This is a genomic window from Marinobacter sp. L-13 (assembly GCF_056857715.1).
The window spans coordinates 89,816-115,710 of sequence record NZ_JBSXNQ010000050.1 but is presented as its reverse complement, the minus strand read 5'-3'; the positions used below and the strand labels follow the sequence as shown (position 1 = coordinate 115,710).

Below are 25,895 nucleotides of genomic sequence, written 5' to 3'. Positions count from 1 at the left end.
GTTTTTAGCTGTCCAGATAATCATCACTGGTGCGGACCCTGGGGCGTTCACCGGCCGCCATGGGTGCGTTGTCACCATGGAACTGGGATTTGACCCGACAGTCGTCGCACATCTTGATCAGCTGCACGTTATCAGAGTTCTTGTACATCCAGTGCTGGTTTTCCAGTTTCTCGACGATCCGGTTAATGGTGCTGGCAACGCCGAACGGGGTTCCGCACTTGATGCATTCGAATGGCTCCTCACCGTGCAATGCCCGGGCACTCAGCGCCGCCTTGGACACATCCAGCTGGGGCTTCAGGGTGATGGCGGTCTCAGGGCAGGTACTCTCGCAGATACCACACTGGACACAGGCGTTTTCCGTGAACTGGACCTCGGGGCGATCCGGGTGGTCACCAAGGGCGCCCGTCGGGCAGAGTGATACACAGGCAAGGCAGAGCGTGCATTTATCGGAATCAATTTCGATCGCACCGTATGGCGCGCCTACAGGGAGCGGAATCGGCTCTTCGATCTTGTCCGACATCGCAGCCACTGTCACCCGTGTGATATCCCGGCGACCGCCAACCAGCAGAACCGGATCGCTCACTCGCCCGGCATTGTCACCCGCATCGCAGAGTTCGATGGCGGAAATGACCCGCACCCGGCTCGGCGAGTTGTGGGTGCCTTTGAGCATGGCCTGGGCCAGTTCCACTTCCGCAGTCACCGCCCGGCGATCCAGCTCATTGTCCGCAAGGATCAGAACCTCGGCGTAGCCGGCGCCGAACGCCGCCATGATTTCAGCGTGCCCAATCCGGTCGACATGCTCGAGCCCCATCGGGATCAGATCATCCGCGAGGCCATTATCGTAGCGGGCCAGGTTGGCAATGGCCTCTGTGCCAGCCTCCAGGGTATGGAACACCAGGCGTGGCGATTCGTGAGTATGCTCGCGATAGACCTTGGCCATCACTTCAACAGCCTTGGTGATCGCCTCGAATGGCGTCTCATTCATGGTCACCGCAGAGGTGGGACAAACGGCGGCGCAGGAGCCACAGCCGGCGCAAATGTCCGAATCGATCTGAATATGGTCGCCAAAGGAGAAAATGGCTTCCGTCGGGCATACATCCAGGCAACGGGTACAACCGGGCTTGTTGGCCCGGGAGTGCGCGCAGAGCGACTCTTCGAGCCTGAAGTACACGGTTTTTTCGAACTCACCCACCATTTCCCTGGCCGTCAGGGCAATGCGCTCCAGCTCGCCGGTCTTCTTCGGGTCGGCCCAGAAGTAACCGTTGCGCTTCTCGTGGCTGGGAAATGCCGGGGCACCGCCACGCAGATCGATGAACACGTCGCATTCGCTGCGGGCGGTGGGCTTGGCTGCCTCATAACCCAGCTTACCGCGACCGGCCGGATGCAGGGGTTGCAGGTGCGCAAATTCCAGCTTGAAATTGCCCAGTGCGCCGTAGGCGCCCGTCAACTGCCCTTTGGCCACGTCGTAGGCAGCAGATGGCAGCTGGATCGGGCCGGCATCATTAACAATGCAGGTCACGCCCAGTTCGTCCTGCACCAGTCCGGCCATCCTTATGGCCTGTTCGGTGGGACCCACAATGCAGCACACGCCGCTGGACTGGATGGTTTTTGCCGGCGCCATTGGTGCCGGCAGCTGGGCAGCGGCAACCAGGGCGGCCTGCTTGGCGTGCAACCGTTCGGGCTTCGCGTCGGGGGCACTCCAGCCGGCGCGATCCCGGATATCAATGGATTGGAGCGGCGCTGAGTGCTGGGTCTCGGCGTAAACGTCCTCCGCAAGGCGCTCGAAAAAAGCCGCCTGCTGGCCACAGGCAATAAGCACGTCACTGCTGGCGCCCAGGTGCTCGGCGGCAATACTCATTTCGTTGCCGCACAGTTGATCCACTGCGATGACCTGATCCGCGGCCGCGGCTTTGCGCAGGGCCTCTGAATCGAAGGTCTGTGATTTGTCGCAGCTACATAGTAATAAGGTCTTATGTGCCGTCATCAGGAAATTGACTCTTTCGTTGTTTTTATACGTATACGCTTACGTATCGCTTTTCGAGCATGCCACAGGCATTATCTTTTGGACAATTGGATAATCTTTTGGGCCCTGCTAGTTTTACGCTATAACAAAAAATGAGAAGCACCATGAGTAGTCGTACAGAACAGTGGAAACGCGAGCTGAGGGTTGGCGCTGTCGTTCGTCGATCCCCGGGCGTCACTCGCTGGGTAAAAGAAATCTGGAAGCCGGTTGCCGTCATACCTGGTGCACCTGATGCATTCTGGAAAGAATTGGTTCGCGAGGGCGACGTGGTCGATTACCACGCGGGCACGGTTACGATGGAGCTGTTCCGGGCCGATGTTGAAGGCTATCTGGTCTCCCTGAACATGGCTGCCCCTTCGGTCTGGATCATCCTGGACAAAGATGTAACGAGCCAGTCGCCGTCCGGGTGGGTTGTCAGCACCGTCACAGCCAGCGCCCATGAGGCTCTGGATGCCCTCGACAGTGGCGAAAGCATTGTCGAGGCGGTTCCTATTCCTGAATCCCTTGCAGCCTGGATAAAAGAGTTTATCGATATGCACTATATCGAGGAGCCGTTCAAAAAACGTCGTCGCGACGAAGTCCGCGTGGATGGCGTTGAGGACGCCAAGGGCGACCCGCGCATACGTCAGGAAAGTGACGTTTTTCGTGCTCCCTCGAACATCAAAAAGCCGAGAATTCAGTGATGGCCGAATCACGTCTTCAGCGCTGGGCTCGCAAGAAGGCCGAAGCCGCCAAGCGCCCGGAACCATCCCCTCCTCCGGTTATCGAGGCTGAGCCAGCCCCGGAGGAGCAGGAACTGGCAATCAATGAAGCATTGCCGGAACACGAGCTGCTAGAGAAGTATGGCCTGCCTGACCCGGAAAACATTGAGCTGGGTACGGACATCACCGGTTTCATGCGCAAGGAAATTCCGGAGTTCCTCCGCCGCAAGGCCCTGAGGGGACTCTGGAAATCCAACCCGGTACTGGCCGTTCTGGACGGCCTCAATGATTACGATGAGGACTACACACTGGCCTCGACGGCCGGACAGACAGTGAAAACTTTATACAAGGTTGGAGAGGGGCTCGTCGACAAAGCCAAAAAAGCCGCGGACGTCGTGGACGATCAGTCGGAAAAGCAGGCAGTCTCGTCGTTGGCAGGGCCTGATTCCACAACCGCCGAGGAACCGGATTCTGAGGACAGTCCCGAACTGGAAGATATGGCAACGCCGACGGAACTTCCCGAGCAGCAGCTTGCCCAAGAAGAGGCGACCTACTCGGAAGAGGAGCCGGAACCACGATTCCGTCCTCGTATGCGTTTTGACTATTAGCAGAATACGTTTCAGCTATTAGCAAGTTAAAGGTCGGTCAGGCCAATATTCTGGATTGTGTACTAGAATAGCGTGACAGGCCGCACATAATAATTAGAAGGAACAGGAATTGAGTAACACTGCGGAAATCCAGTGCCCGCGTTCGATCTCTGAAGAAGATCGTGCCAGGGCCCAGATCTATCAGCTGCTTGGCGTCCTGCTTGTAGACCCGCCCTCCAGTGAATTGCTGAAAGGGCTGGCTTCATTACAAGGCGACGAGACGCCACTCGGTTCGGCCTGCAAAAACCTGGCAGCCCTCGCCGAACGCACCAACCCGTATGACGCCGAGCGAGAGTTCAACAATCTGTTTGTCGGACTCGGTCGCGGAGAACTGCTCCCCTATGCCAGTTATTACCTTACCGGCTTCCTGAACGAGAAACCCCTGGCAGAACTCCGAACCGACCTTCGGACCAGGGGCATCAAAGCCCGCAGTGACGTGAAAGAACCAGAGGACCATATCGGCACTCTGTGTGAAATCATGGCGGGCATTATCACCGGCGGGTTTCCCTGCGATAGCGGGCTGCCCTCGCAGAAAGCTTTTTTTGATGCCCACCTGGCGAAGTGGGCAGCACTGTTTTTTACCGACTTGGAAGAAGCGCAAAGCGCCGTTTTTTACGCGCCGGTCGGCTCGCTCGGGCGAGCCTTCATGGCGGTGGAAGCCGACGCCTTTGCAATTCAGTAACCGGGACCTGAAGGTCTCTTAACCCAGGGGGAGGTGTCCAATGGACAACCCGAAGCGTGAAAACAGCCGTCGCCGTTTCCTGCAAATGGCCGCTGCTGCAGCACCGGCTGCGGTGGCAATGACGGTTGCACCGAACGCCGCAGCGGAGGTCGTCAGACAAGACGCGCCGAAAAGCCGCGGTTTACGTGATACCGAACACACACGTAAGTATTTCGAATCGGCTCGCTTTTAACGGGGATTTGAGTTGATCGAGGTTGCGAAAGGCCCTTGAGAGATTCAGCTTTCCGAAAAAACGAGAATAATAAAGAGAGAGGTAAACGACATGTTAAGGAAGAAGACCAACGGGGTAGCGAAAGGCTCCCGTGCAGGCTCTTTGCTTTCTTCTCTCGCTGCCAAGACTCTGGACCGTCGTCAGTTCCTGACAACGTCTGGCGTGGCAGTGGGTGGTCTGGCCGCACTGTCGCTGTCATCGGGACGGGTTGAAGCTGCGGCCCCAACGACCGGGGGTGGCGAAGTCGTCGTCAAAAAATCCGTTTGTACGCACTGTTCGGTAGGCTGCACGGTCGAGGCTGAAGTGCAGAATGGAACATGGATCGGGCAGGAACCAGGCTGGGACAGCCCCTTCAATCTGGGTGCTCACTGTGCCAAAGGGGCTTCTGTACGGGAGAGTGCCCATGGCGAACGTCGTCTCAAGTCGCCCATGAAGATGGTCAACGGCCAGTGGCAGAAAATCTCCTGGGATACCGCCATCAACGAGATCGGCGACAAGATGCTTCAGATCCGCGAGGAGAGCGGGCCCGACTCGGTCTACTGGCTGGGCAGCGCGAAGTTCAACAACGAGCAGGCCTACCTTTTCCGTAAGTTTGCGGCCTACTGGGGCACCAACAACGTCGACCACCAGGCCCGGATCTGTCACTCCACCACCGTCGCCGGCGTAGCCAATACCTGGGGCTACGGCGCAATGACCAATTCCTACAACGACATCCACAACTCCAAAGCCATCTTCATCATCGGGGGTAACCCTGCCGAAGCGCACCCGGTCTCGCTGTTACATGTGCTTAAGGCGAAGGAAGAGAATAACGCACCTCTCATCGTCTGCGATCCGCGTTTCACACGCACTGCCGCGCACGCCGATGAGTTCGTCCGTTTTCGTCCGGGCTCCGACGTTGCGCTGGTCTGGGGCATACTTTGGCACATTTTCGAAAACGGTTGGGAAGACAAAGAGTTCATCCGCACCCGGGTGTGGGGCATGGATGAGATTCGTGAGGAAGTAAAACGCTGGAATCCGGAAGAAGTCGAGCGTGTAACCGGCGCTCCGGGCGCTCAACTCGAGCGTGTGGCCCGCACTCTGGTCAACAACCGCCCGGGTACCGTTATTTGGTGCATGGGTGGTACCCAGCACACCAATGGTAACAACAACACCCGGGCCTACTGCATTCTCCAACTGGCACTGGGCAACATGGGCGTTGCTGGCGGTGGCACCAACATCTTCCGGGGGCACGACAACGTTCAGGGTGCTACCGACTTGGGCGTGCTCGCCGACACTCTGCCCGGCTATTATGGTCTGTCCGCTGGCGCCTGGGCCCACTGGTCAAGAGTCTGGGAAGAGGATCTGGACTACCTGAAAGGCCGCTTTGCCGTGTGGGACAAGAACGGCAAATCCAAAGCCATGATGAACGAGAAAGGCATTCCGGTATCCCGATGGATTGACGGTGTCCTGGAAGCCAAAGAAAACCTGGAGCAGCCAGACAACACCCGGGCCATGGTGCTGTGGGGCCACGCGCCCAACTCCCAGACCCGTATGACGGAAATGAAGGAAGCGATGGAAAAGCTCGACCTGTTGGTTGTAGTGGATCCCTTCCCGACCGTTTCTGCCGTACTCCACGATCGCAAAGAGGGTGCCTACCTGCTGCCCACGACCACCCAGTTCGAAACCTACGGCTCGGTAACCGCGTCGAACCGTTCTCTGCAGTGGCGAGAAAAAGTAGTAGAGCCGCTGTTCGACTCCAAGGTCGATCATGAAATCATGAAGCTGTTTGCGGACAAGTTCGGCTTCACCGATCGCATGTTCCGCAACATTGCCATTGATGGAGACGAACCGTCGATTGAGGACATCACCCGCGAGTTCAACCGTGGCATGTGGACCATTGGCTACACCGGCCAGTCCCCTGAGCGCCTCAAGAAGCACATGAAATATCAGCACCACTTCGACAAGACTACGCTGCGTGCAGTCGGTGGACCTTGTGATGGTGATTTCTACGGCTTACCGTGGCCTTCATGGGGCACACCGGAGATGAACCATCCGGGCACTGCCAACCTGTACGACATGTCGTTGCCGGTTTCCGAAGGCGGCCTGACGTTCCGGGCCCGCTTCGGAGTCGAGCGTGATGGCGAAAGCCTGTTGGCAGATGGCGTCTACTCGAAGAACTCCGAGATCAAGGACGGCTACCCGGAATTCACCATGCAGATGCTAATGGATCTGGGCTGGGATGGCGATCTGACGGCTGAGGAGCGGGCCAGTATTGAAGCCGTGGCCGGCCCGGAAACCAACTGGAAGACAGACCTGTCTGGCGGCATTCAACGTGTGGCAATCAAGCACGAGTGCGCACCTTTCGGTAATGCCAAGGCCCGCACCGTGGTCTGGAACTTCCCGGATCCGATACCGCTGCATCGCGAACCGCTATATACCAACCGTCGTGATTTGGTTAAGGATTACCCGACATACGAAGACAAGACTTTCTGGCGGGTGCCTACCCTGTACGAGTCCATTCAGAAGAACGACTTCAGCAAGGAGTTCCCGATCATCCTTACCTCCGGCCGTCTGGTCGAATATGAGGGTGGTGGTGATGAGACTCGCTCAAACCCCTGGCTGGCTGAATTGCAACAGGAAATGTTCATCGAGGTTAACCCACGCGATGCCAACAACCTGAACATCCGTGACGGCAATGATGTCTGGGTTTCCGGCCCCGAAGGCGCGCGGATCAAGGTCAAGGCCATGGTGACCGAACGTGTCGGAGAGGGGGTGGCCTTCATGCCATTCCACTTTGGCGGGCACTATCAAGGCAAGGACCTGAGGGACAAGTATCCCAAGGGCGCAGACCCCATCGTTCTGGGCGAATCCACCAACACGGTTCAAACATACGGGTATGACTCGGTCACGCAGATGCAAGAGACCAAAGCCACCCTGTGTTCGATTATGCCGGCATAACAAGAGGTGTAAATCATGGCACTTGAGGGAAAAGCACGCGCAAAATTCCTGGTCGATGCCGAACGCTGCATCGAATGTAATGCTTGCGTAACGGCCTGTAAGAATGAGAATGAAGTCCCCTGGGGTATCAACCGCCGGCGCGTGGTGACCATCGGAGATGGTAAGCCTGGCGAACGCTCGATCTCGGTAGCTTGCATGCACTGTTCAGACGCGCCTTGTATGGCCGTTTGCCCTGTGGATGTCTTCTACCAGACCGAAGACGGTATCGTGTTGCACTCCAAGGATCTGTGTATTGGTTGTGGGTATTGTTTTTATGCCTGCCCCTTCGGTGCGCCTCAGTTCCCCCAGGCGGGCAACTTTGGCAGCCGGGGCAAGATGGACAAATGCACGTTCTGTGCAGGCGGCCCTGAAGAAGACAATTCAACAGCTGAGTTCACCAAGTACGGCCGCAACCGCATTGCCGAGGGCAAGCTGCCAATCTGTGCCGAAATGTGCTCGACCAAAGCGCTGCTGGCCGGTGATGGCAGCGAGGTGGCAGACATCTATCGCCAGCGTGTGGTGAGCCGTGGTTTCGGTTCCGGCGCCTGGGGATGGGGCACGGCCTATGGGAAGAAGGTCCCTTAAGCCCGCCATGAGTTTCGGGGCCCCCCGGGCCCCGCAAAACTCATGGCGGCAACGAACTCTTCTTCTTGATTCTTTTGGGGTGCTCGCATGAAGCGTAAGTTGTTAGGTGCTGTCGTCCTTGCACTGGCGACACTGGTGTTTAATCCTGTCTGGGCGCAAGAGGCCCCCGCGGTTGATCGCACGTCTACCGGGGGTGCTCAAACCCTGGAAGACATCCTGGCTCGTCAAAAACAGTTGGAAATTGACGAGTCTTTTCGCTCGGAAAACCTGGGTAATCCTGCCAATGCGGCACCGATCAGTGGTCGACTCGGCACCCTGGGAGGGCGCTCGGATTCCGACATCTATCGTGCCATTCGATACAACAAGATTGACCCCAGTACCCAGGCCCGGGGGCCTGCCGCTGACGTCCTGATCCAGGACGGAGGCATACCCTGGTACAAGTTACGAGAGGGGCCGGTCATCACTTACGGTGGCAGTGCAATCCTGGCTATCATTGCGCTACTGGCAGTGTTCTATTTTGTGCGCGGAAGAATCAAAATCACAGGCGGCCCTGCGGGCACCACGGTTGAACGATTCAAAGCCATCGAACGATTTGGTCACTGGCTGTTGGCGGGCTCGTTTGTCGCATTAGCTATAACGGGGTTAATCACCTTGATGGGTCGCAGTTTCCTCATTCCGGTTATGGGGCCCGAGGCCTTTGCCACTCTGGCTGCCGGCTCCAAATGGCTTCACAACAACATTGCGTGGGCCTTTATGTTGGGGCTGGTGATGACCTTCTTCATGTGGGTGGCGCACAACATCCCCAACAAGCTCGATTGGCAGTGGCTCAAAGTGGGCGGCGGCATCTTCACCAACGCCCATCCGTCAGCGAGGAAGTTCAACGCCGGTCAGAAAATTGTTTTCTGGACCGTGATGTTGCTGGGTTTTTCAGTCTCGTTGTCGGGCCTGTCATTGTTGTTTCCGTTTGAAATTCCAATGTTTGCCAAGACGTTTGGCGTCGTGAACACTGTTTTGGGAACGGATTTGCCGACAGTGCTGACGCCGCACGAAGAGATGCAGTATGCCAACATCTGGCACTCTATCGTGGCGTTTGTGATGATGCTGGCCATCATTGCCCACATCTACATCGGCTCGGTCGGCATGGAAGGTGCCTTCGACGCTATGGGTAACGGCCAGGTTGATCTCGAATGGGCTCGTCAACACCACGATCTGTGGGTCGCTGAGGTTGAAGCCAAACAAGGCAAAGGAGGTTCGTCGTGAAGGTAATGATTTCGGCTTTTATCGCGGCCCTGCTCATTGCCACGGCTGCACCAATGGTGCTGAACCAATTTGGCTGGTCGTCGGCGGAACAAACCAGCGCAGAGAGCGTTCGCCTTGACTGATCAGTCCGAGGTATACCAGATCGACGCCGTCGGTCTGGTATGTCCTCTCCCCATCCTGCGCTTCAAAAAACGGACCAAAGACCTGCCCGGCGGAACACTGGTCGATTTCCTGGCGGATGACCCCACCGGCCGAAAGGACCTTCAGGCCCTCTGTGATATCACCGGCCACCGGATTGAATGGACCAGAGAAGAAGAAGCTGGCGTCACTCGTTACCGCATTTCCCTGGCATAAAACGGCATCGAAATCGTCAATCTTTTCCTACACTTCACCACGCCCTCTTGGAAAATCAGGCGCCAACCCCCTATCTTAAATTAGGACTCCTAATAATTGGAATTCCGATGAGTTCAGACCCACTGTGGGAAATGATGATGCCTGAAAATGTCGAGGGACTGGCCCGGTCGATTCCTGGTGCTGCGGAAACCATGACCTTCTGGAGGCACGAGTGGCGGATCAAGTCAGCATCCGGTGTTGTGAAATGACTGAGTGGTACCGGCACTCCCAAACAGCGTGAAAACGGAGACATATGCTGGAATAGCGTGATCATTGATGTAACACGGGAACGTCAGATCCATAGCAAGCAAACCACCGTAAGCCTACCCTCATTTCTATTTAATACAGACTAAAAGGCCAAACAATGAGCGACAACAGTCGACCGGTAATTCTGACTGCCCGGCAAATAAGATTCCTGCAGGACCTGATCCTCGAAAAGCAGTACCAGCTTGCCGCTCAGCAGTCAGAGAATCAGCAGAGCACTGATTACAGTCAACTCAGCGAGCAGATGAGCCACACAACAGATCTGCTGATGCAGCTGACCGACGCATTGCCGGAAGATTGCGCAATTCCCCTCCAGGAAACTCCGGAAATCCCGGCGAGCACCTGCCCCTAGTGACCACCTCGTGGATGCTTGCGGGCTTCCAGGTTACCCAGCGACATTTTCACGTCTCGATCCGAAAGTTCTGGAAGATCGTCAAAATTCGAAACTCGCGGAAATTTCGAATCGATCACAGTCGCCAGCGTATCGTCGATGCACAGGGTGTCTGCCACGGCCTGATGACAACCGGGCATCAGGATTGCCCTGATCTCGCCGATTTCTCTTGTTCCCGTCTCAACGTCTCCGGAGCGACTGGCGCTGATCACGGTGAGCTTTTCGGCCCAATCCACAGCGCGGCCATCAACAGGTTTCGCCTCAATCCGCTCACAGGCTGTCAGGGTTGCTTCAAGCAACGTTCGGAAGTTAGCTGATTCAGCCAGCCGCTCGGCCTTTTCGCGAGCACTGCGATCTTCGTCAGGCACCAATAGTATGTAGGGCGTATTATCAACAAAGACACCCCAGTAGTCGGCCGCAATGGCTTCGGGTTTCGGGTAATAAACCCCAGCGGTCAGGGTCGAATGCTTTTTCCTTCTAGCCAGGAAGGCGCCTTTTTTTTTCACAATCCAATTCTTTGCCTCGGTCTTTTCCGGTTTTCACTTCTTGCACGGGTCGTCCAGCAATGGCCATTGAACGATAGGCTCGAGCCCCATCGGTGGATCATTTCGTGGACGCAGAAATATGGTGATTGCAAGAAGGTTTTACAAATCCGCAGCCAGGCCTGTGCCTGCCGAGCGACATTTCCGCTCTTTTGGCAGCACATATGCGTCGTAATCTCTGGAATGATTCACGAATGACGCAATAATGATTAAGGAAGCATCGATCCCGGCCGATATAAAAAAAGATCGCAGTAATTTGCGTGCTCCAATAGTCCGTAAAGCTTATAGATTCTGGGGAATCAGCATGTCTATCAGAAAACTGTTCATCGTCTCGATTGCCGCTGTTCTGCTGGTCATCGCAATACTCGCAAGCGTTGTGATCGCTTTAAACACGCAGAAAACGATCACGGCAGATGTCGCTGAAAGGCAGAGTGATCTTGTCGAGGAGATCACCGGAATGCTCTCCATCACCGACGAGCTCATGTCAAAACGGGTGAAGAATTCGCTGAATCTGCTCATTGAACGCGGCCAGCAACTCGGAGCCGCCAGGATCCAGGGAACCGAACCGGTCGCAGGCAAACCCGTTCCGGCACTGTTTCTCGGCGACACCATGATCAACAACAACTTTGACCTGGTGGATGGCATAACCGGGATCATGGACGGCACAGCCACTCTATTCGTCAGGGATGGACAGGACTTTGTCAGGGTTTCCACAAACGTAAAGAAAGACGATGGATCCCGTGCCATCGGCACCAAACTGAATATGGCGGGCGCGGCCGGGCAGGCCATTAGCCGGGGCGAAGCCTACTTCGGACAGGTCGATATTCTCGGCAATCCCTACCTCACCGCTTACAGCCCTATCCGTAACGCCTCAAACCAGATTATCGGCATCTGGTATGTGGGCTATTCAGCGGACCTTGAAGAACTTGAAGCGGCCATCACCTCATCCAGCCTGCTGGAAAGAGGATTTCTCGCCCTGGTGGACGACAAGAATCGACTGCGCATGCACTCCAGCTCCATTGAGTCCGATCCACTGCAAAACCTGCTGGAATCTGAGCCGGAAGACTGGAACCTTGCACGTACTGCGTTCGATGCCTGGGGGTACCAGATTATCACCGGCTACTCGGAAGACGAAGTGGCAGCCATGGTTCGCAATCAGACCATCAAGACGGTCATGGCAATTCTGATCGGCGGACTGGTGCTGATCGGCTGCCTGAGTGCCCTGGCACAACTGGTTGTGGCTCGACCTCTCCAAAAAATGATCGATGCCATCAACGACATTGCCAGCGGCGAAGGCGACCTGACGGTGAGGTTCAATGCAACCGGCAAGAGCGAATTGGACGTCATGGCCCAAGGCTTCGATCGCTTGCTAGACCGGTTACAAACTACAATTTCAGAAACCAAAAGATCCTCGGAAAGCCTGCTTGAGGCCTCGTCGAGTCTAAGGGGCATAGCATCAGACTCCGCCACCGTCGTCTCGCAACAAACCGAGGAGACCGAGCAGGTTGCAACCGCCATGAATGAGATGACAGCAACCGCTCAAACTGTTGCCGAAAGCGCCTCCAGGGCTGAAAACATTGCCAAAGAGGCGGATGGTCTGGCCGAAAGTGGCCAATCGCTCATTGCCAAAACCACGGCGAAAATACAGAGCCAGCTCGACAACAACCAGAGCTCAGTGCAAACCAGTGCTTCGCTGAGAGCTGCATCGGATAACATCGGCAATATTCTTTCCGTCATAGAAAACATTTCGGAACAGACTAATCTCCTGGCGCTTAATGCAGCGATTGAGGCAGCGCGAGCCGGAGAACACGGCAGAGGTTTTGCGGTGGTGTCAGACGAAGTCAGAAACCTGGCCCGTCGGACCCAGGAGTCCATCAAAGAGATCCAGGACCAGATCAATCACCTGCAGGAAGGCGTTGCCGGTGTCACCGACGTTATTGAGGTGGGCAGTCAGCTAGCAACTGAAACCAACGACATGATCCGCGAAACCGGCAACGCGATCGAGGCACTGCGCGAGGGCGTTCGAACCATTCGGGACACCAACATTGAAATGGCAAGCGCCGCCGAGCAGCAGAGCCAGGTTTCTGAGGACATCAACCAGCGCCTTGAGCACATTCGGCAAATGGCTGGTAGCAGCCAGGAGAACGCCGCATCAACCAATGAGGCGGCAGAAACGTTGAAGCAACTAGCGGAAAAACTGAAGTCTCAATTGGACTCTTACAGGACCTGACCCAGTTTCCATACCCGGCAATCATTCTTAAATAACGAACGAATCGATCGGATATATATATTTTTGTTCACAGCAAAAGCCTCGGATACTACGCGTATTAAATACTCCTGATTCCGAGGCCCTCGCATGTTCGATGTTCAGGCGATCGAATCCTTGTTCTCACTGCTGGTACCGCTGCTTTTCGGTGCCGGAGCAGTCGCGACCGGATTGGCAACCAACCAGAGCAACCTTCTCGCACGGTCATTGACCTTCAAGCTTGCCTTTGTATCGGCTTTGGCCGCCGCAATCGGAAGTTGGTGGTGGCCGGTCGATGGCGTCTGGTTCAGTCACGCGCCTCTGGCCTCAATCATGTTGCTGCTTATCACTTTGCTGGGAATGGTGCTGGGACGCTTCTCGGAGAGGTATCTTGCGGGGGATCCCGGCCAGCGCCGATTTATGATCTGGCTTCAGGTGATCCTCGCCAGCGTTGCCATGATCGCCATCACCAATCATTTGCTGGTGTTCCTCGTCAGTTGGATTGCCATCAGCGTAAGCCTGCACCAGTTGCTGATGTTCTTTCCTGATCGCCCGCGCGCCGCCCTGGCCGCGCACAAAAAATTCATCTTTGCGCGAATTGCGGAGTTCTGCCTGGCACTGGCGTTCCTTCTGCTTTATGTCCAGTACGACACGCCCTTTATTGATCGGATTCTGGTCCAGGTATCCGGTGCAACAGAGGTGCCCGCCGGCGCCCAGATCGCTGCGGTTTTGATGGCCGTGGCTGCTTTGCTCAAATGCGCACAGATGCCGTTCCACGGTTGGCTGATTCAGGTGGTGGAATCACCCACGCCGGTTTCTGCCCTGCTTCACGCTGGCGTTGTGAACCTTGGCGGTTTCCTGATGATTCTGATGGCACCGCTTATTTCAGAAGTAAGCGCCGCCCAGTGGCTGCTGCTTGCAGTGGCAGGGCCCACGGCGGTGTTTGCCAGCCTTGTTATGATGACCCGTATTTCCATCAAGGTAAGACTGGCCTGGTCAACCTGCTCCCAGATGGGCTGGATGCTGGTTGAGTGCGCTCTGGGGCTGTACGAGCTGGCACTCCTGCATCTGGTTGCCCATTCTGCTTACAAGGCCCACACCTTCCTGAACGCCGGCAACACCGTTGAGTTGTCGATGAAAAAACGCCTGGTTACCGTCAATGAGCCCGGGGCAAAACAGTGGCTGGCCGCTGCCGCCCTGGCCGGCCTGTTCATGCTGCCGACTGTTTTTCTGTCCAATGAGACCAGCACAGCACACATGTTTTCATGGCTTGTCCCGGGCATCGCCCTGACGATTCTGCTCTCAGAATTCCTGTCGGCCGGGGGCGGCGTTGTAACGGTCGGGCGTGGCCTGATTATCGGCGCCGCCTTCTGGGCATTGTACTGGCTTCAGAAAACCTTCTTCGGCATGGTGCTCGCCCCACCGGAGAGCCAGGCAAGCCTGCTGGAAGTGGTTTTTGTCGCGGCCCTTATCGCAATCCTGGTACGCGGCTACTACCAGATTCGCTACCACCGTTTCTCACCCGCAGGCGCCAGGCTTTACCGGTTCCTGTTCGCCGCGGGCTACCTCGATGAGTGGTCCACCCGTCTGACCCTGAAAATATGGCCTGCCAAACTGCCTGATGTCGTGCGGCCGCGAGCCGTGGTCAGCGTGTCTTCAACCTCTGGTTCCAGGGAGTCCGCATAATGTTAGCGTCGAACCTTAATGCCACCACCGAAGCAACCACTCATACACCAGATTGGCAGGCGGCCGTCACCGATGCCTGCGCGCGAATCGCGCCCTCCTGGCCATTGGATCAGATGATCGCCGTGAACCCGTTCTGGGAAATGCGGGACCTGCCATTCACCAGGGTCGCTTCGCGCATGGCGGCACTCAATGGCACCTGCTGCCAGAATCAGGCCGCGCTTGCCGGGCAGGGCAACGGCCCGGCAGCCGCGGAGACCGCCAGCATGCCCGAACACTGGCAGAACCTGAGCGCCCAGCTGGATCGCAATCGCGACACCGCCCATCAGGTAGGCTGGCAGGATGAAGTTGTGCATCAGATAAGCCAGTTCTGCGGCGACTATTTCCAGCGTCTGGATGCCGGTGATTTCAAGGCGGATGCCCAGGACCTTTACCATAGCTGGCTGCAAATGACCCGGGCTGACCGCGGCATTGCCATTGTTATGGGAGAACCATCCCTGCCCTCCCAGTTTCAGGTGTTGCCGGATCAGCATGAAAAACTGATTACCGATGCCCTCGAAGCCCTGGCATCCCAACCGGACTATGCGCCAGATTATGCCCATGCGCTCCTCCTGGATATCAACGGCTGGTCATCCTGGGCCGCCTACTTGCGGTGGCAAGCGCGACTCAGTGGCCACGAGGAAGACCTGCTGCCGGGTCTACTGGCCATCCGACTGGCCTGGGAGCTCGCCATATGGCGGCACGTCCAACACGTTGGCGGGGCCATCTTTGCCGAACTGAAACAACGCTGGCTCAAACAGTGGGATGGCTGGCCAGAGATGCTCCAGACCCACGAGCAATCTCAAACCACAGGTTGGCGCCAGCAAACAGAGGCTGAGTCGGCCTACCAGTCACAGATGGCTGAAAAGCTTCTTACCAGGCCTGAAAATCCCTCGTCGGACGATCAGCCGCTGAAGTTACAGGCGGCCTTCTGCATCGATGTTCGGTCGGAGGTCTATCGTCGTGCGCTGGAAGCCCAGAATCCAGCTATCCAGACCCTCGGGTTTGCCGGCTTCTTCGGCCTCCCGATCTCGTATCGACCCAAGGGCACCGGGTTTTGCCGGCCGCAATTGCCGGGCTTGCTGGCGCCGGCGCTCGAGGTTACTGAGGCCGAACCTGCCGGCAGTTTCAGCCGGCAGTCATTAGCCAACCACTCCCACTGGTCACAGTTTTCCAACGCCGGCCCGGCGAGCTTCAGCTTTATCGAGAGCATGGGCCTGGCAGGTCTGGGACGCATGGTTCGCAAAACCTTTTTTGGCAAGTCCTCGGATAACCCGGTCGATCAACTCCATAAGGGACAGACCGAGTTCGAGATCCGCCAGAACGGGACCCTGCTGGGCGCTGCGGAGAAAGCGGAGTTGGCCGGGGGTATTCTCCGGGCCATGACCCTGACTCATGATTTTGCGCCCACCGTTCTCCTTGTTGGGCACGGCAGTAGTACGCGTAACAATCCCCATGCAGCGGGCCTCGACTGCGGCGCCTGCGGCGGACAGACCGGTTCGGTAAATGTTCGCGTACTTGCCGGCATCCTGAACGACAAGGACGTGCGTGCGGCCCTGGCTGAGCAGGGGATTTTGATCCCCTCCGAAACCCGGTTCGTGGGGGCACTGCATAACACAACCACCGACGAGGTCGAGTGCTCAGGTGATGTTCCCGACGAGATCCGGGGTTTCCTGGCCAATGCCGGCGCCCAGGCACGTCGTGAACGCGCCCTGCGGCTTGGTATCGCAAACGAGAGCGATGTTGACAGCGCCATCAAAAAGCGCAGCCAGGACTGGTCCGAAGTTCGGCCGGAATGGGGTCTTGCCGGCAACGCAAGCTTTATCGTGGCGCCTCGTTCGGCCACGCGACACCTGGACCTGGGTGGCCGCAGTTTCCTCCACGACTATCGCTGGCGCGAGGATGAAGGCTTCAACATCCTCGAACTGATCATGACCGCGCCCATGGTGGTCACCCACTGGATCAACCTTCAGTACTTCATGTCTGTTACCGACAATCTGCATTACGGTAGCGGCAACAAGGTCCTGCACAACGTGGTTGGCGGCCACCTGGGGGTTTTCGAGGGCAACGGCGGCGATTTGCGAATCGGTTTGCCGCTGCAGTCAGTCCACGATGGTAAGCGCTGGGTTCACGAGCCCTTGCGCCTGAGCGTTTATCTGGCGGCACCCAAGGAAGCCATTGCCGAGATCGCGCAAAAACACAAAGTTGTGCAGGAGCTGATCGATAACGACTGGCTGTACCTGTTCCGGATCGACGATGAGCAGACCTCGATTGAGCGTTTCTACCGGAATGAGTGGCAAGCCATCGCCAGCCAGCCCAACCTGTAACCCCTGAGACCTTATGCCCGCAACCATCAAGTTAGACGCAACACAATCAGGCGACCTAGAGAAAGCCGCCAGCCTGCTTCTTGCCGGCCACCTTGTCGCTATACCCACCGAAACTGTGTACGGGCTTGCGGCCGATGCCAGCAACGATCAGGCGGTCCGGAAGGTATTCGAGGCGAAACAGCGCCCGGTCGGACACCCGCTGATCGTGCATGTGGCATCACCGGACCGGATCAGTATCTGGGTCGACCAGATCCCGGAGACTGCCAGGCAGCTGATCCAGGCATTCTGGCCCGGCCCGCTTACGCTGCTACTGCCGAAGAAAAGCGGCGTCAGCGATTTTATTACCGGCGGCAATCCGGGCGTGGCGGTCAGGATGCCGGCGCACCCGGCCACGCTGGCGACCATGCAACGGCTTGGCAGGGAGCTTGTCGCCCCGTCCGCCAATCCCTATGGCAGGATCAGCCCGACCACCGCAGAGCACGTACTCGCGGGACTGTCCGGGAAAATCAAGGCAGTTCTGGACGGCGGAGACTGTTCGGTAGGCATTGAATCCACCATTGTCGATCTGACCGGCGAAACCCCAGTCATCGCGCGACCGGGGCAGATCGGCCAGAGCGATATCGAAGCCTGCCTCGGAATCGCGCTCGCCTCAGGCAAAGCGGCCAGCCAGGCAGTGCCGGGGAGCGTAAAGCGCCACTACCAGCCGGTCACACCTACCGTTGGAGTGGCCACGGATCGGTTTGCCGGGCTTTTGCCCGAAGTTACACCAGCAGGCGAGAAGACTGGCGTTATCTGGTGGCAGTCTGCCCCGGGCGAGCTGGCATCCGAGTCCATTATGCTCAGCGCCGATCCGAACGAGTACGCTCGCATGCTTTATACCGCCATGCACGCTATGGACAAGGCGAACGTGGATCGGATCGTGATTGAGCTTCCCCCCCGGGAAAGCCAGTGGCTGGCCGTTCACGATCGGCTGGGACGGGCCTGTACCGAACAATTCACTTAATCCGGCACACCCTGGCACTCAGGGCAATAATACAGCCGCCGGCTGGCCATCATGGTTTTAACAAGAGGCGACGCGCAATCGTGGCAGCGTTCGCCATCGCGGTTAAACACCATGTGCCGGCGCTGCCCGAACGTCCATCCTTCCTGTTTGAGCCGCTCTGCACGGTCGGGCGGATTGGTGATGCCCTTTAATCGATAGGTTCGCTGAACCAGAGTCAGAATCGCCTCGGCCAATCTCGACTGCTGATCGGCGTCCAGATCACGAGGCCGTGCCCGCGGTGAAATCCCCGCCTCAAAGAGGATTTCCGAGCGAAGGTAATTACCGATTCCGGCAACGAAGGCCTGGTCTAGCAGCAAACCACCCAGGTTCCGGCCCCGGAACCGCTTGTCATCAAACACTGCCAACAGTTGATCGACGCTGACATCCTGATTGAGAGGGTCCGGCCCCAGGCGTGACAGATAAGGCACCTCGCTCAATTCATCGGGCCGAACCAGTTGGATGTCGGAGGCGCTGTATAACCGGGCCGCTTTCTTCGGACCGATAATGGCAAATCGCAGTTGCCGGTTTGTACTCGGTTCCCGATCGGGTTTACCCATGCGCCACTTGCCATACAGCTGGTTATGGCTGTAAACGCACCAAGGCCCGTCTTCATCTGTGGCCTCAAAAAACACCAACACGGCTTTGCTACGGGCCTCCACTCTCTCGACTCTGCGTCCCTGAAGGGCACGCTCGAAAGGCTTCAGGTGTTCAAAGGCAAAAAACACAGATTGCGCTGCCTTGCCGCCAACGGCCTTATGAATGTCATCGACCATGCGGCGTATTTCGGGACCTTCGGGCATACTCGTTTCCGCTCCTGACCGGTCTATCTGCAATACAGGTGAGCTTTACCCTACGTTGCATCCAGCAATTCGGAGTTGTCGGGTCAAAAAGTTTTCTCCGGATCCGGGTAAGCCCTTTACCCAACCTGCTCGTAGGTTTTGGTGTAGCTAAACCACGAGCAAGGTGAGTCATGAAAGACACCAAGCTGGCCCTGTTCATTGCAGCGATTCTGATTGTGTTGGCGGCGGCGACAAGGGAGGAACCGGCTGCCTCGGACAACCTGGCGAAGACCCAGGTTGTCCCTCTGGTATTTGCCGAAGCGCTGGGCGCTGATCAGTGGCCACCCTCGATGAAGGAGCGGTTTCTGGAAGACCCGGAGAACCAGATCAGAATGAGTCAGACTGACAAGACATTGAGGGATGGACGTGGCCCAGATGAGTGGTTGCCGGCTTCGGGTCAATGCGATTACATGGGCAGGTTCATGGCGGTGATGGAGCGTTACCGGCTCCATCACCGCGAGCCCCAATGGCGGGGCTGGCAAACCAAACGACAGCGCTGCTACACCCAGTTTCAGTAGACGCAGCCTGCCGCTCCTCAGCCAAGCGGCCTAGCGCTTGTTGTCAGGGCCAATCAGATCGGAAAGCCGCTCGCGCAGGCTGTCGATGTTGTCTTCACCGCTCTGTTTGAGTTCGTCCAGTTTTTTGCGGCCTTCCGAGATTTTATCTTCCACCGAGCGCACTGCATCGGAGGCGCTCTGCTGAATGTCAGCACTCGCCTTCTCGTTCTCGGCTTCAGCTTCTTTGGCTTTGGCCTTGGCTTTCAGGGAATCGGCTTGCTTTTCCCATTCTTCCAGCTGGGTTTCGGCCTTTTTGATCAATTCGTCTTTCAGTGACATAAATGCCTCCATTGCGCAAATAGCGAGCGATCGCCCATCCTCAAGAAATAAAAGTGGAAACGCAACCCGGACCCAACTGAATAGCTGCCTCAGTCCGATTTTGACGATTGATCCGAGCTATCGGACTCAGAACTGCCCTTGCGCTCGGGCTGCAATTCCTCTTCAACCCAGCGTCTCACCTGGTGTCGATCCTTCCGGCGCACCAGCTGCTCGCTGTGAATGTTCCGCGGGAAGATCTGGGGCCAACCCTCGTGGTTAAGAGAAAAGCTGCGCCGTACACCCACCGGATACTTCGTGGGCCCGTGGATCACGGCGGCCCGGATTTCAACGCCGGTGATGTCCTCGAACAGGTAATCGCTTTCGCTTTCTTCACTGCGACGTCCCAGGATGATGTTCCTGAACGAGCCCAGCACCAGATACCCACCGGGCTGTAACGGGCCCTGGCGCAGCACCTGATGCACGTTGGCATCATCCGCGCCGACACGGCGATAGTCGGTCACCGTCATGATTTTCTCTTCGCCCGCGCGGGTGTAGAGAACCACCTGCACACACTGCACGTGCACCGTTTCCTTGCCCATGTTCACCAGCAGACACAGGGCATCCGGGTTTTCGTTCTGGGCGTGATGAATAATAAGGTATGGGCGATTATTTCGTTTTTACTGCAGGAAAAACAGCTGGAAGTAGACAATCCAGACGATCGCCATGATTGCGCTGCTGACAGGCGCGATGTAATCCATTTATTAATTCCCTCCCGATTCCAACACTCCGAAAAGCCAGCTTGCTTTGAACCTTCCATACTCAACTGGATAACAGGATCCCAATCGGAGATAATAAACGCGATTATTTAACACCAGTGCCATTCGTTAGTCTCTGGTCATGACCATTTACAGCGTTATTCAATTAGTCATTTTTTCGGTTCTGTTGCTCAATACCGTGCACCTGATGCCAGCTTTTGGCCGCTGTCTGAAGGGTGCAGAATCGGCATTCCAGTCCGGGTATCTCTGCGCCATGCTCACCATGCGCCTGGCCCGCAACATTCTGGGCCTGATCCTGGTAACCGCCAGCACCGCGCCCAACCCGGAAATTCACGCCCTGGTGCCCAAGGGTATCCTGCTGTTCCTGGTTCTGGCACTCATTAACGCCGCCCTGACCCAGTACATGGAACGAATCCGGGTGGAAGAGGGCGCCCGTTTCTAGGCGCCTCGCTGTCAGGCGTAAAGCGACTCGATCACCTCGGTATATTTCTCGTAGATATTGCTCCGGCGGACTTTCATGGTCGCCGTTACCTCGTCATCGTCGTGGTCCAGTTCCTTCGTCAGCAAGTGGAAGCGTTTGATCTGCGCCACCTGTGGTAGCTGCTCGTTGCCCTTGTTTACTTCTGCCTGGATGAGGTCATTCACCTGCGGCTGCTCGGTCAGGCTCCGGAAGGTGGTGTAGGCAATGCGCTCCTGCTCTGCCCACTTTGCCACCGTATCGAAATCAATCTGGATCAGCGCAGACACATATTTTCTGGCCTCACCGATCACAATGCATTCCTTGATATAGGGACTGGCCTTGATGGTGTTTTCGATTTCCGTTGGTGAAAGATTCTTGCCGCCGGCGGTGATCATGATGTCTTTCAGACGGTCGACGATCTTTAGCTGGCCATCCCGCCATTCACCCACGTCACCGGTGTGCAGCCAGCCATCCTTCAAAGTTGAAGCCGTGGCCTCGTCGTTCTTGTAATATCCCTTGAACATGCTGCCACCGCGCATGATGATCTCGTTGTGCTCCCCAAGCGTTACCTCAACCCCGGACACAGCCACACCCACCGTTCCAAGGCGCACGTCATCAACGGGTTGTGCCGTGGCAACGCCGGTACTTTCCGTCTGGCCATATACCTCTACCAGGGGAATGCCGATGGTCCGGAAGAACTCCAGTATGCCGGTTGATATAGGGGCTGCCCCGGTGAGCGCAATGCTGCATCGGCGCAGGCCGATAAAATTCTGCAAGGCGCGCAACACAAGCCAGTAACTGATGCCATACAGGCATTTCTCCTTCAGGTTCCAGTCTGCGCGGGGTTTCGTGGCCATAGGCGAACACACCCGGATTGCCCATTTGAACAATGCCTGCCGCAAACGCCCGGTCTCCTGAATCTTGATGTAGATGGACGAGTGCAGTTTCTCCCATATCCTCGGCACCCCCAGGAAAAAGGTCGGCGCAATCTCCCGCAAATCCTCCTGAATGGTCCGCAGGCTCTCGCCGAAGCTGACCGTACTGCCCACATAGACCGGTGCAATGTTGGTAAAGGCCTGCTCTGCAACGTGGCAAAGCGGCAGATAGGAAAGGCTCGAGCCGTGTTCGTCCGCCTGCAACAGCTCAATAAGCCCCGGCGCCGCGGCATGAAGGTTGTGCCAGCTGATCATTGCCCCCTTGGGTCGGCCGGTGGACCCGGAGGTATAGATCATCAGGGCGGTGTCATCCATTTGCTGGCTGTCCAGCAATTCATCCACCAGGTTGGGATGCTGCGTTTCGAATTCCCGGCCCCTGGCCTCGATATCCTCGAATGCCGACGGCGGCTCCGGGTAATAGCGCAGGCCCTTCATATCAATGGCAATGCAGTGCTTCAGTTTGGGCAAATCTGGCCAGGCTTCCAGCACCTTGTCGGTCTGTTCCTGATCTTCGCAGATCGCAAATTCCGCGTCGCTGTGCTGCAGGACATAGGCCACCTCGTTCCAGGGACTGGTGGGATAGACCCCGACACAGATGCCCTGCACCAGGCCGATGCCCATCTGGCCGATGACCCACTCCACCCGGTTTTCCGAGATAATGGCCACGTGGCCACCCGGTTCGAGCCCCATGGCACGCAGCCCCAGCCCGAAGTGCCGGGCCCGCCGGTAATAATCCTGCCAGGAATAGGCCTGCCAGATACCGAAGTCCTTCTGGCGCAAAGCAAGGGCGTCCGGCCGCTCCCGGGCATGGGCCCGGAGCATCTGTGTCAGCGTGAGGTCAGGGATGGAAGGCGTTGTCATGACAGCCACCGTTTACGGCGTTTGTAGTGCTTGATGTCTCGATAACTGCGGGCCTCACCTTCCTTGCCACCCACACCCAGATAGAATTCCTGAACATCTTCATTGGCCGTGAGTTTGTCTGCCGGGCCGTCGATTACGATCTTGCCGTTTTCCATGATGTAACCGTAGGATGCAACCGCCAGTGACACCGCGGCATTCTGTTCCACCAGAAGAATGGCAGTCCCCTGTTCCCGGTTGATTCTGGCCACGATGGTAAAGATCTCTTCCACCAGCAGCGGCGCCAGACCGAGGGAGGGCTCATCCAGCATGATCAGGTCCGGCTGTGCAATCAGCGCCCGACCCAGGGCCAACATCTGCTGCTCGCCGCCGGAGAGGTAACCGGCCAACTGCTTGCGGCGCTCCTTCAGTCTCGGGAAATAGTTATAAACCAGCTCATAGCTGTCACTCAGGGACGGCTTACTGCCACTGAGCGCGTAGGTGGCGGCAATCAGGTTCTCCTCAACCGTGAGGTCCTCGAACACTCGTCGGCCTTCCATGACATGAAAGAGTCCGTCGCGCACAAGCCGCTCCGGCGGAACACCTTTTACATCCTTACTCCTGAAGCGTACTTCGCCGGCAGTGACCTCTCCGTCTTCCAGGGTCAGCAGCCCTGAGACGCTTTTGAGGGTGGTGGATTTACCAGCACCATTGGAGCCGAGGAGCGCTACAATGGCCCCCTTCGGAACCCGCAGTGACAGGCCCCGAAGGACCTGCACTGACTTGTTGTAGACTACCTCGATATTATCGATTTCCAGTAAGGCTTCCATACAGCCCCTCAGTCGAGGTGGATCCAGTCCGACACGGGCTCATAGCGGCCCTCGTCAGCGTTCACCCGCCAGATACGGCCTACCGGGAAAGACATGTCCCGCACGGTCACGGGAATCCCGATGATACCGCCGGTGTCCCAGTCCTCGATGGAGGCCAGGGCCTCTGCCATGTTGTCCGCGTTCAGCTCTTTGCCGGCATCCAGGGTGCGCTTGATCACTTCGGTCCAGACCATGGCGTTGAACCAGCCCTGGATATACCCGGTGGGACGGTAGCCGGCCTCCGGATCACTCTTCTCGGCCTGGGCCCTCAGGGCATCCAGCATCGGGCCACTTTCCTCACTGTCGTAGTAGTTATAGGGCATCACGCCCATGTAACCATCAGCATCTGCACCCATCTTGTCGATAATCAGCTTGTCCGAAGACCAGAAGGTACCCATGAATTGGGTATCCAGGCCCATCTGGCGCATCTGCACCATGAATTCGTTGATCGGTGACAGCACATAACCGTGGAAGACCACGTAATCGGGGCGCACCCGACGCAGTTTCAGCACCTCGGCAGAGACGTCGACACTGCCGGGCTTGGTGACAATTTCTTCCACCACTTCAATGCCCAACTCGGCAGCGCGGGCCTTGCCATTCTCGATCGGGTCCTTACCAAATTCGGTATCGCTATAGACAAACGCCACGTTCGGCATATCGCCGCCTTCACCCTGGGATGCGATGTACTCGAGGATGATGCCGAACATCTGGCTGTAGTTCGGCCCCGGAATGAACTGATACGGATAGGTTTCGTTGTCGGTCAGCACGGTAGCGAAGGACGCGCCGCTCATGAGCGTGTTGCCCTGGCTGTTGAGCTCCGAGGCGATGGCCTTCATGAAACCGGTGCTGTCGCCGTAATAGGTAGCCGGCGAGCTGCTGCCGGAGATCTTCTTGAAAGCCGCGACCGAACGGTCCACCTCATAGGCAGTGTCTTCCATGACGTATTCCACGGGATGACCATTGATGCCGCCCTGGCTGTTGATCCAATCGGTGTAGTCGGTGAGACCGGCATGAAGGTGAATACCGGCAAAGGCAAAGACACCGGAAAGCGGTATGGAGCCACCGAACACGATGGGCTCTTTATCCTGAGCCATCGCCGGGGCAGCAACTGTCAGTGCAGCGACCAGGCTACCAAGCCCGGCAAGCCGGCGACCTTTTTCGAGGATGTTTCTGAACATGTTTCTTCTCCTTGCTGCTTCTTGTTGTTGGTGGTGCATGGGCCCGAGGTAGCGAGCCCGTTGAAACACGATTAATTCCTGAACGGCCACAGGCGGAAGAAGCGACGGATCCGGTGCCAGATCTCCGCCAGGCCGTGGGGCTCGAAGATCAGAAAGCCCACGATCAGGGCGCCAAAGATGATTTCCAGCATCGGCGACATGAACACCGGCGCATTCGGATAGAAAGGCGTCAGCGCGGCGGTCAGCAGCTTCAGGGCTTCCGGCACCAGGGTCATGAAGGCGGCGCCAAGAATGCCACCCAGCAAGTTCCCCATACCGCCGACGATCACGGCCGCCAGATAGAAAATGGACATGGAAAGCGGAAAGCTCTCTGGCGTGACCACCCGATAGAAATAGGCGAACAGGCCGCCGGCGATCCCGGCATAGAACGAGCTGAGCGCAAAGGACATGAGCTTGTAGCGCAACAGGTTAATGCCCAGGATCTCCGCGGAGATATCCCGGTCGCGAATGGCGATAAAGGCCCGGCCAATTCTTGTCCGGAATACATTCCTGGCACCCGCTACCATCAGCACCGCCAGCGGCACAATGATGAAATACATCATGAAATCGCTCTGGAAGGTCAGACCGAACAGGTGCGCCGGCTCCAGGCTCAAGCCACCCATCCCGCCGGTTACCGATTCCCACTCGGCGAAGATGAAATGCAGGAACACGCTGGCCGCGAGAGTCGCGATGGCCAGATACAAACCTTTGACGCGAAGCGAGGGCAGGCCGACGAGGATCCCGACGGCGGCTGCCATGAGGCCGGCCAGTACCAGGGTCACCGGGAAAGGCAATGCGGTGTTAATCGACAGCCAGGCAACGGTGTAGGCGCCCACACCCATAAACCCGGCCTGCCCCAGGGAAATCAGTCCGGTGAAACCGGTCAGGATGTTAAGGCCGGTAGTACTGATCACCGCTATGCCGACCAGGCACCCCAGGTAGAGAAGATAGGAGTCCACCACAAAAGGGAAGACCAGCAAGATCAGCAGGAAGAACCCCAGCCACAATTTCTGGGTCTGGCTTGTCCAGATTGCCTCATCGGCCTCGTAGCTCTGTTTTGCGTCACCGATACGCAT

26 protein-coding genes are annotated in these 25,895 nt (G+C 57.2%); 17 read left to right on the top strand and 9 right to left on the bottom strand.

Translation table 11 applies throughout. From position 1 onward, the window contains the following. Positions 1–4: 4 nt before the first annotated feature. Positions 5–1,984 carry a 4Fe-4S binding protein gene (locus AC13DD_RS08560; protein WP_482902065.1) on the bottom strand — a complete coding sequence of 660 codons (1,980 nt, stop codon included), beginning with the start codon at positions 1,982–1,984 and terminating at the stop codon, positions 5–7. Between the two features lie 143 nt (positions 1,985–2,127). On the opposite strand from AC13DD_RS08560, the gene AC13DD_RS08555 reads away from it, so the two are divergent. The 11 genes from AC13DD_RS08555 (at position 2,128) to AC13DD_RS08505 (ending at position 10,154) form a co-directional block, all read left to right on the top strand. Then, positions 2,128–2,706 carry a DUF3305 domain-containing protein gene (locus AC13DD_RS08555; protein WP_482902064.1) on the top strand — a complete coding sequence of 193 codons (579 nt, stop codon included), beginning with the start codon at positions 2,128–2,130 and terminating at the stop codon, positions 2,704–2,706. Next, on the top strand, positions 2,706–3,332 hold the full coding sequence (locus AC13DD_RS08550; RefSeq protein WP_014579229.1) for a DUF3306 domain-containing protein: 627 nt from the start codon (positions 2,706–2,708) through the stop codon (positions 3,330–3,332). The genes AC13DD_RS08555 and AC13DD_RS08550 overlap by 1 nt, the downstream gene beginning before the upstream one ends. A 109-nt stretch (positions 3,333–3,441) precedes the next feature. Further along, entirely contained in the window at positions 3,442–4,053 is a 612-nt protein-coding gene (locus AC13DD_RS08545; protein ID WP_482931056.1) for a TorD/DmsD family molecular chaperone, read from the top strand. Positions 4,054–4,093: 40 nt separating this feature from the next. Continuing rightward, a complete protein-coding gene (locus AC13DD_RS08540; protein WP_008177284.1) occupies positions 4,094–4,285 on the top strand; it encodes a twin-arginine translocation signal domain-containing protein in 192 nt (63 codons plus the stop codon). Between the two features lie 90 nt (positions 4,286–4,375). Further along, on the top strand, positions 4,376–7,261 hold the full coding sequence (locus tag AC13DD_RS08535; protein WP_273017997.1) for a formate dehydrogenase subunit alpha: 2,886 nt from the start codon (positions 4,376–4,378) through the stop codon (positions 7,259–7,261). A 15-nt stretch (positions 7,262–7,276) separates the two neighbouring features. Next, a complete protein-coding gene (gene fdh3B / locus AC13DD_RS08530; RefSeq protein WP_008177277.1) occupies positions 7,277–7,885 on the top strand; it encodes a formate dehydrogenase FDH3 subunit beta in 609 nt (202 codons plus the stop codon). An 87-nt stretch (positions 7,886–7,972) separates the two neighbouring features. Then, on the top strand, positions 7,973–9,145 hold the full coding sequence (locus AC13DD_RS08525) for a formate dehydrogenase subunit gamma (protein ID WP_008177275.1): 1,173 nt from the start codon (positions 7,973–7,975) through the stop codon (positions 9,143–9,145). Then, positions 9,142–9,267 (top strand): hypothetical protein, encoded by a 126-nt coding sequence (locus tag AC13DD_RS08520; protein ID WP_264752631.1) that lies wholly within the window; start codon positions 9,142–9,144, stop codon positions 9,265–9,267. The genes AC13DD_RS08525 and AC13DD_RS08520 overlap by 4 nt, the downstream gene beginning before the upstream one ends. Next, positions 9,260–9,499 carry a sulfurtransferase TusA family protein gene (locus AC13DD_RS08515; RefSeq protein WP_053113861.1) on the top strand — a complete coding sequence of 80 codons (240 nt, stop codon included), beginning with the start codon at positions 9,260–9,262 and terminating at the stop codon, positions 9,497–9,499. Before AC13DD_RS08520 ends, AC13DD_RS08515 begins: the two co-directional genes overlap by 8 nt. 107 nt (positions 9,500–9,606) lie before the next feature. Further along, positions 9,607–9,747 (top strand): hypothetical protein, encoded by a 141-nt coding sequence (locus tag AC13DD_RS08510; RefSeq protein ID WP_008177269.1) that lies wholly within the window; start codon positions 9,607–9,609, stop codon positions 9,745–9,747. A 155-nt stretch (positions 9,748–9,902) separates the two neighbouring features. Continuing rightward, positions 9,903–10,154, top strand: coding sequence for a hypothetical protein (locus AC13DD_RS08505; protein WP_008177267.1), 252 nt, complete (start codon positions 9,903–9,905; stop codon positions 10,152–10,154). Here the strand turns inward: AC13DD_RS08505 and AC13DD_RS08500 are convergent. Then, positions 10,151–10,699, bottom strand: coding sequence for a hypothetical protein (locus AC13DD_RS08500; RefSeq protein ID WP_482931055.1), 549 nt, complete (start codon positions 10,697–10,699; stop codon positions 10,151–10,153). The genes AC13DD_RS08505 and AC13DD_RS08500 overlap by 4 nt on opposite strands. Positions 10,700–11,039: 340 nt before the next feature. Here AC13DD_RS08500 and AC13DD_RS08495 point away from each other — a divergent pair, with 340 nt between their 5' ends. The 4 genes from AC13DD_RS08495 to AC13DD_RS08480 all read left to right on the top strand — a co-directional run bounded on the left by AC13DD_RS08495 (position 11,040) and on the right by AC13DD_RS08480 (position 18,032). Further along, positions 11,040–12,965 (top strand): methyl-accepting chemotaxis protein, encoded by a 1,926-nt coding sequence (locus AC13DD_RS08495; RefSeq protein WP_008177264.1) that lies wholly within the window; start codon positions 11,040–11,042, stop codon positions 12,963–12,965. A 126-nt stretch (positions 12,966–13,091) separates the two neighbouring features. Continuing rightward, positions 13,092–14,666, top strand: a complete 1,575-nt coding sequence (locus tag AC13DD_RS08490; RefSeq protein WP_104270516.1) for an NADH-quinone oxidoreductase subunit L — start codon at positions 13,092–13,094, stop codon at positions 14,664–14,666. Continuing rightward, a complete protein-coding gene (locus AC13DD_RS08485) occupies positions 14,666–17,029 on the top strand; it encodes a YbcC family protein (protein WP_405418077.1) in 2,364 nt (787 codons plus the stop codon). The genes AC13DD_RS08490 and AC13DD_RS08485 overlap by 1 nt, the downstream gene beginning before the upstream one ends. Positions 17,030–17,042: 13 nt before the next feature. Further along, positions 17,043–18,032, top strand: a complete 990-nt coding sequence (locus tag AC13DD_RS08480) for an L-threonylcarbamoyladenylate synthase (protein ID WP_273085285.1) — start codon at positions 17,043–17,045, stop codon at positions 18,030–18,032. Here AC13DD_RS08480 and nei read toward each other — a convergent pair. Next, positions 18,029–18,871, bottom strand: coding sequence for an endonuclease VIII (nei, locus tag AC13DD_RS08475; RefSeq protein WP_405418074.1), 843 nt, complete (start codon positions 18,869–18,871; stop codon positions 18,029–18,031). The genes AC13DD_RS08480 and nei overlap by 4 nt on opposite strands. A gap of 170 nt (positions 18,872–19,041) precedes the next feature. Here nei and AC13DD_RS08470 point away from each other — a divergent pair, with 170 nt between their 5' ends. Next, a complete protein-coding gene (locus AC13DD_RS08470) occupies positions 19,042–19,428 on the top strand; it encodes a hypothetical protein (protein WP_405418071.1) in 387 nt (128 codons plus the stop codon). Between the two features lie 30 nt (positions 19,429–19,458). Here the strand turns inward: AC13DD_RS08470 and AC13DD_RS08465 are convergent, their stop codons facing one another. Further along, entirely contained in the window at positions 19,459–19,746 is a 288-nt protein-coding gene (locus tag AC13DD_RS08465) for a hypothetical protein (protein ID WP_175497368.1), read from the bottom strand. An 89-nt stretch (positions 19,747–19,835) separates the two neighbouring features. After that, entirely contained in the window at positions 19,836–20,324 is a 489-nt protein-coding gene (locus tag AC13DD_RS08460) for a hypothetical protein (protein WP_254775439.1), read from the bottom strand. A 298-nt stretch (positions 20,325–20,622) separates the two neighbouring features. Here AC13DD_RS08460 and AC13DD_RS08455 point away from each other — a divergent pair, with 298 nt between their 5' ends. Next, positions 20,623–20,943 carry a hypothetical protein gene (locus AC13DD_RS08455; RefSeq protein ID WP_008177254.1) on the top strand — a complete coding sequence of 107 codons (321 nt, stop codon included), beginning with the start codon at positions 20,623–20,625 and terminating at the stop codon, positions 20,941–20,943. A gap of 11 nt (positions 20,944–20,954) precedes the next feature. Here AC13DD_RS08455 and AC13DD_RS08450 read toward each other — a convergent pair whose 3' ends face one another. The 4 genes from AC13DD_RS08450 to AC13DD_RS08435 form a co-directional block, all read right to left on the bottom strand. Continuing rightward, complete coding sequence (locus AC13DD_RS08450) at positions 20,955–22,757, bottom strand: AMP-dependent synthetase/ligase (protein ID WP_405418066.1); 1,803 nt, start codon at positions 22,755–22,757, stop codon at positions 20,955–20,957. Next, on the bottom strand, positions 22,754–23,563 hold the full coding sequence (locus tag AC13DD_RS08445; protein ID WP_008177252.1) for an ABC transporter ATP-binding protein: 810 nt from the start codon (positions 23,561–23,563) through the stop codon (positions 22,754–22,756). Before AC13DD_RS08445 ends, AC13DD_RS08450 begins: the two co-directional genes overlap by 4 nt. A gap of 8 nt (positions 23,564–23,571) precedes the next feature. Next, positions 23,572–24,780, bottom strand: coding sequence for an ABC transporter substrate-binding protein (locus tag AC13DD_RS08440; RefSeq protein ID WP_008177251.1), 1,209 nt, complete (start codon positions 24,778–24,780; stop codon positions 23,572–23,574). 71 nt (positions 24,781–24,851) lie between these two features. Continuing rightward, positions 24,852–25,895, bottom strand: a complete 1,044-nt coding sequence (locus AC13DD_RS08435) for a branched-chain amino acid ABC transporter permease (protein ID WP_008177250.1) — start codon at positions 25,893–25,895, stop codon at positions 24,852–24,854.

What these genes read in the sequence shown, in the direction of transcription:
- AC13DD_RS08560 (WP_482902065.1), bottom strand. Translation starts at nt 1,984, where the DNA reads ATGACGGCACATAAGACCTTATTACTATGTAGCTGCGACAAATCACAG.
- AC13DD_RS08555 (WP_482902064.1), top strand. Translation starts at nt 2,128, where the DNA reads ATGAGTAGTCGTACAGAACAGTGGAAACGCGAGCTGAGGGTTGGCGCT.
- AC13DD_RS08550 (WP_014579229.1), top strand. Translation starts at nt 2,706, where the DNA reads ATGGCCGAATCACGTCTTCAGCGCTGGGCTCGCAAGAAGGCCGAAGCC.
- AC13DD_RS08540 (WP_008177284.1), top strand. Translation starts at nt 4,094, where the DNA reads ATGGACAACCCGAAGCGTGAAAACAGCCGTCGCCGTTTCCTGCAAATG.
- AC13DD_RS08535 (WP_273017997.1), top strand. Translation starts at nt 4,376, where the DNA reads ATGTTAAGGAAGAAGACCAACGGGGTAGCGAAAGGCTCCCGTGCAGGC.
- fdh3B (WP_008177277.1), top strand. Translation starts at nt 7,277, where the DNA reads ATGGCACTTGAGGGAAAAGCACGCGCAAAATTCCTGGTCGATGCCGAA.
- AC13DD_RS08525 (WP_008177275.1), top strand. Translation starts at nt 7,973, where the DNA reads ATGAAGCGTAAGTTGTTAGGTGCTGTCGTCCTTGCACTGGCGACACTG.
- AC13DD_RS08510 (WP_008177269.1), top strand. Translation starts at nt 9,607, where the DNA reads ATGAGTTCAGACCCACTGTGGGAAATGATGATGCCTGAAAATGTCGAG.
- AC13DD_RS08505 (WP_008177267.1), top strand. Translation starts at nt 9,903, where the DNA reads ATGAGCGACAACAGTCGACCGGTAATTCTGACTGCCCGGCAAATAAGA.
- AC13DD_RS08495 (WP_008177264.1), top strand. Translation starts at nt 11,040, where the DNA reads ATGTCTATCAGAAAACTGTTCATCGTCTCGATTGCCGCTGTTCTGCTG.
- AC13DD_RS08490 (WP_104270516.1), top strand. Translation starts at nt 13,092, where the DNA reads ATGTTCGATGTTCAGGCGATCGAATCCTTGTTCTCACTGCTGGTACCG.
- AC13DD_RS08485 (WP_405418077.1), top strand. Translation starts at nt 14,666, where the DNA reads ATGTTAGCGTCGAACCTTAATGCCACCACCGAAGCAACCACTCATACA.
- AC13DD_RS08480 (WP_273085285.1), top strand. Translation starts at nt 17,043, where the DNA reads ATGCCCGCAACCATCAAGTTAGACGCAACACAATCAGGCGACCTAGAG.
- nei (WP_405418074.1), bottom strand. Translation starts at nt 18,871, where the DNA reads ATGCCCGAAGGTCCCGAAATACGCCGCATGGTCGATGACATTCATAAG.
- AC13DD_RS08470 (WP_405418071.1), top strand. Translation starts at nt 19,042, where the DNA reads ATGAAAGACACCAAGCTGGCCCTGTTCATTGCAGCGATTCTGATTGTG.
- AC13DD_RS08465 (WP_175497368.1), bottom strand. Translation starts at nt 19,746, where the DNA reads ATGTCACTGAAAGACGAATTGATCAAAAAGGCCGAAACCCAGCTGGAA.
- AC13DD_RS08460 (WP_254775439.1), bottom strand. Translation starts at nt 20,324, where the DNA reads ATGGGCAAGGAAACGGTGCACGTGCAGTGTGTGCAGGTGGTTCTCTAC.
- AC13DD_RS08455 (WP_008177254.1), top strand. Translation starts at nt 20,623, where the DNA reads ATGACCATTTACAGCGTTATTCAATTAGTCATTTTTTCGGTTCTGTTG.
- AC13DD_RS08450 (WP_405418066.1), bottom strand. Translation starts at nt 22,757, where the DNA reads ATGACAACGCCTTCCATCCCTGACCTCACGCTGACACAGATGCTCCGG.
- AC13DD_RS08445 (WP_008177252.1), bottom strand. Translation starts at nt 23,563, where the DNA reads ATGGAAGCCTTACTGGAAATCGATAATATCGAGGTAGTCTACAACAAG.
- AC13DD_RS08440 (WP_008177251.1), bottom strand. Translation starts at nt 24,780, where the DNA reads ATGTTCAGAAACATCCTCGAAAAAGGTCGCCGGCTTGCCGGGCTTGGT.
- AC13DD_RS08435 (WP_008177250.1), bottom strand. Translation starts at nt 25,895, where the DNA reads ATGCGTATCGGTGACGCAAAACAGAGCTACGAGGCCGATGAGGCAATC.